We start from the raw sequence: 4,359 nt of genomic DNA on the forward strand, positions 1-4,359 counted from the left end.
GGGGTATTTTCCAGGTCTTGGTCGGATACCGGAATTTTCAGGAAGTCGCGGGCCTCGCGCAGGTCTTCCAGGGTGAGCTTCTTGACCTGGTGGGCCACATTCTTGGCCTGGGCCTGGGGGCCGAGCGCGTAGCCCTTGATGCTGCGGGCGATAATGACGGTGGGTGAGCCTTTGTGCTCCGCAGCAGCTTTATAGGCCGCGTAGATTTTGGCCTGGTCGTGCCCACCCCTCGAGCGCGTCAGCCGGTCTAAGTCCTGATCCGAAAAGCCCTCGATCAGTTGTTGCAGAGCGGGGGTGTCGAAGAACCTCTCGCGCAGTTCCTTGCCCCCATAGGCGGCATAACGCTGGCTCTCGCCGTCCACCAGCCGCTCCATGCGCTCGAGCAGGACACCCTCGCTGTCTCGGGCAAAAAGTTCGTCCCAGGCGCCGCCCCAGACCACCTTGATCACATTCCAGCCGTTGCCTCGGTAGATGCTCTCGAGCTCCTGGATCACCTTGGAGTTGCCGCGCACCGGCCCGTCCAGGCGCTGCAAATTGGCGTTGATGACAAAAATCAGATTGTCCAGCTCCTCGTAGGCCGCCACCCGCAGACCGCCCAGGGTCTCGACCTCGTCCTGCTCACCGTCGCCCAGGAAGGCCCAGACCTTGGCGTCCGACCGAGGCTTGAGGCCCCGGTCTTCCAGGTAGCGCATGAAGCGGGCCTGATAAATTGCCTGCAACGGCCCCAGCCCCATCGAGACGGTAGGGAACTCCCAGTAGTCGGGCATCAGCCAGGGGTGGGGGTAGCTGGAAAGCCCCCGGCCCGGCCCGTCTAATAGCTCGCGCCGGAACTTGCCCAGATCGTCGGTGTTGAAGCGCCCCTCCAGAAACGAGCGGGCATAGACCCCCGGCGACATGTGGCCCTGGTAGAAGACCTTGTCGTGGTCGGGGGTCTCCTGTCCGCGGAAGAAGTGGTTGAAGCCCATCTCCATCAGCTCGGCGATGCTGGCATAGGTGGAGATGTGGCCGCCCACCCCGTCAGCCTTTTTGTTGGCCTGCTGCACGATGGCGATGGTGTTCCAGCGCAGGATGCTGGCGATGCGCTGTTCCATCTCCATGTCGCCCGGATAGGGCGGCTGGTTTTCCAGGGAGATGCTATTGACGTAAGGGGTATTGACCTTGTCGTGGATCACCACCCCGTAGCGGTAGGCGTGGTTCTCGAGCATCTCCATTATCTGCGCCACCCGGTCGCGCCCGGCGGTGCGCAGGATATACTCGAGGCTCTCCAGCCACTCCTTGTTTTCCAGGTCTTCCAGCCTTACCTGTTGTTCGGCAGATAGCCCTGCGCGGGCAGCGATCAGTTCGCGATCTTCAACCATTCGAGGCTCCTTTGACAGGCCGATAGCTGATAGCGGATAGCCCATAGCCCTTTGATTCCAGGCATCGGGCCTTCAGCGTTCGACGGATTTCCTTTGTCATCAGCCTTACATTACAGCAGATTTTTTGCAGGCAAAACGTAAGGAAGTGCTTTTTTTACAGTGTATAAAAAACTTTTATCAAATGGCAAAATGGCGAGGCAAAAAACTGTGTCAGATGGAATTGGTGGAGTTTTTCAAAGGTTCGAGGCGAAAAGCAGGCCGAGGTGAAGGTCTCGTCCCGCTGACACAAAAGACATACGCATAGATAGTACGTTCTCCCACCGCTAATAGCGGAGGTTGACTATTGCACTTCATTCAGTTGTTTGTAGGCTCAATACCAGCGATCTGCGCTAACCAAAATCTACTTTCTGCCAGGCTCGTCCAGGCGGTAAACCCAGTAGTCGGGGTGACGGCTTTCGTGGGCCACCCCAACAAACTTGCGGGCCAGTTCGGGTGAAACCGAGCGGTAGTATTCCGAGGCGTATAAGAACTCGAACCGTGCCTCAGCATGAAAAATCTCATCCAGGTCTGGAGAGGGCATCGCGTTTGATCTCTTCCCAGGTATAGCCTTTGGCTTTACCGCTGCGCAGTTCTTCGGCGCGACGCACCGCAACATCTGTCCACAGGCGGTCGTGCTCTTCGGGGCTGAGGGATTCGAGACTCAAGAGCAATAGCTGGGCCAAATCGGCCCGGTCTTTCAAATCCAGCTTTAGGGCTTGCTCGAGAACTTGCTCCTTGCTCATGGGTTTATTGTAGCTCGAGGGCTTGGGTGGGGTCTCGAGAGCCCCGAGGCCAGTTGGATGAGGTCGGCCAGGCGCACCTTGGCGTGAACCTGGTAGGTCTCGCCCACCGCCTGCCGCAGCACCCCGTAAAACGAGCGCTCGGCAGGGCTGAGCAGGGCGTTCTTTTTAACGTAGGCCACTGGGGATTTGGGGCTGGCCTCGGTGCGCCCGCCACTGGTGCCGCGCGGGTACTGCAACCAGACCATCAGTCCAACTAGAACCACAAGAACTAAAAACAGCATCTCCATACACCCAACTTCGGAGCTTTAGAAGTGGGTAAGATGCGGTTTTTGACCGGAACCACAGGTCAAATCGTGTTCAGTCTTAATCTACATGTATATTAAGTTTTACAAATATCAACATATATGCTAAACTAGCCTTGTGGCGGGCTTGCCTCCATTCAACGCCCTCGGTCTGTTGCCACCTGGAGATTACCCGCTGACTTTTCCCGAATTGCGCCAGTCACATCTTGTGTTAGGGAATGGCGGTAGCTGGGACGTGGCTTGGCGGTTGTACCTGGTTCATCAGTGCGAGGTCATGGTTCGGCAGCTATGGGAGGTAGGCATACTCGAGGTTTTCCTGGACGGGTCGTTTGTTGAGGACAAGGATCACCCCAACGACATTGACGGATACTTTGTCTGTGACGCTTCCTATTTCGCTTCGGGTGATCTCGAGCGCTACCTTAATTTCCTCGACCCATACAAGATCTGGACCTGGGACAGCCGCACCCGTCGCCCGTACCAGGGCTATCTCAAAAAGCAACTGCCGATGTGGCATCAGTATCGAGTAGAGCTGTATCCGCATTTCGGGCAGTCGTCGGGCATCCGGGACGTACACGGACACGAGCTGCAATTTCCCTCGGCGTTCAGGCAACAGCGGGGCAGCGGGCAGCCCAAAGGAATTATCCAGATCGTGGAGGTGAGCCAGGTATGATCCGAACCGAAAACGAGTATCGAAAGGCGCTCGAGCAACTCAAAAACGACGCCGAGTACCTACACCGCCAGCGCGAACACCTGCGCAGCATCGGCCTCAAGGGAGACCAGCTCGAGCGGGCCATGCAACCCGCGCTCTCGTTCCACGCGCAGTTGAGCGAGGAGGTTGCCATCTACGAGCAGATGCGCCGGGGCGAACTGGGAACCCTCTCCGACCTGACGCAAATTGGGCGGTGGCTGGTCGGGGTGCGAATTGCCAAAGGGCTGACCCAGCGCGAACTGGCCGAGCGGCTGGGGGTGTCGGAGGCGCAGGTCTCGCGCGACGAGCGCAACGAGTACCACGGCATAACGGTGGAACGAGCCCAGATGATTTTGCAGAAGATGGGGGTGGAGTTGCGCTTGGAGGCGGAGGTGATGGGATAGCTTTGGGATAGCCTTCGTGCCCAAGACCAAAGGGTCACGGCTGGGGTGAAAAAGTAGGCCCGGAGACTATGCGCCCCTACCCCGCCACCCCGTCCCCGATGGGCACGACCGCCCTGCACTCCGGGTAGCGGCTACAGGCCCAGAACAGCTTGCCTCCGTGCTCGCCTCGGCTCGGCGGGCGCTATAGCTTTGGGGTGCTGCGCTGCGTGCTGGCCGGGAGCTTGGCAGACTAGGGCAGCAGCGTAGCCGCTTCGTCTGGGAAGGCTGCGGGGCCACCTCTGCCCCTATTCCACCGTCCACTTTTTCGGCATCACTATAACTAGCGGATAGCGCACCCGAGCCTGGTCGCAATCAAGCCACTGGACATTGGGACATGTAAAAAACCGGTTGCTTGGTTTCTCCCCCTTGATGGAGGAGGTTAGGCGGGGGTGCGACTCGAAGGCGCAATCTGGTTTATTACCGCGTCTCCTAAATGAATGTACCCGCTTCTGCATCACCGAGTACGGGTTGTCGGTGGTCGAGACCCCCTTCTCTACCCGTTCTCGCAGGGGAAGGAGTCAACCAACTTTCATCCATGGCGCCGGACAGTGGTAAGTCTACATGCAGTAGCAGCCTTTAGCCTTTAGCTTTAGGCTTTCAAGCCTTTCCTTATGGCCCCAGCTTGCGCTTGAGGTACAACAGCAAATCTTCCAGCGCCGTACGCAGAGCCCTCTGCTCGCGCAGGATGGCCTCGATGCGGTCTTCGGGGGTGGCCAGGGTCAGGGTTTTAAAGATCATGTTGGTGTTGCCGCAGCGGGGGCAGGGCACCGTGGGGGGGGAGCTGGT

At 58.5% G+C, this 4,359-nt stretch carries 5 protein-coding genes and 1 pseudogene; 2 read left to right on the forward strand and 4 right to left on the reverse strand.

The features are described from left to right. From Q0288_RS10160 to Q0288_RS10175, 4 genes and pseudogenes are all read right to left on the reverse strand, one after another. Positions 1-1,358, reverse strand: a pseudogene (locus Q0288_RS10160) (pyruvate dehydrogenase (acetyl-transferring), homodimeric type); the annotation flags it as partial. A 400-nt stretch (positions 1,359-1,758) separates the two neighbouring features. Further along, positions 1,759-1,938, reverse strand: a complete 180-nt coding sequence (locus tag Q0288_RS10165) for a hypothetical protein (protein ID WP_299430028.1) — start codon at positions 1,936-1,938, stop codon at positions 1,759-1,761. Further along, complete coding sequence (locus tag Q0288_RS10170) at positions 1,916-2,140, reverse strand: addiction module protein (RefSeq protein ID WP_299430030.1); 225 nt, start codon at positions 2,138-2,140, stop codon at positions 1,916-1,918. Before Q0288_RS10170 ends, Q0288_RS10165 begins: the two co-directional genes overlap by 23 nt. Continuing rightward, positions 2,137-2,427, reverse strand: coding sequence for a DUF2726 domain-containing protein (locus tag Q0288_RS10175; protein ID WP_299430032.1), 291 nt, complete (start codon positions 2,425-2,427; stop codon positions 2,137-2,139). Before Q0288_RS10175 ends, Q0288_RS10170 begins: the two co-directional genes overlap by 4 nt. Before the next feature lie 289 nt (positions 2,428-2,716). Here Q0288_RS10175 and Q0288_RS10180 point away from each other — a divergent pair, with 289 nt between their 5' ends. Beyond that, positions 2,717-3,112, forward strand: coding sequence for a hypothetical protein (locus Q0288_RS10180; protein WP_299430034.1), 396 nt, complete (start codon positions 2,717-2,719; stop codon positions 3,110-3,112). Further along, entirely contained in the window at positions 3,109-3,534 is a 426-nt protein-coding gene (locus Q0288_RS10185) for a helix-turn-helix transcriptional regulator (RefSeq protein ID WP_299430036.1), read from the forward strand. The genes Q0288_RS10180 and Q0288_RS10185 overlap by 4 nt, the downstream gene beginning before the upstream one ends. The last annotated feature ends 825 nt before the right edge of the window (positions 3,535-4,359 follow it).

The organism is uncultured Meiothermus sp. (assembly GCF_937863175.1).
Lineage (GTDB): Bacteria > Deinococcota > Deinococci > Deinococcales > Thermaceae > Meiothermus.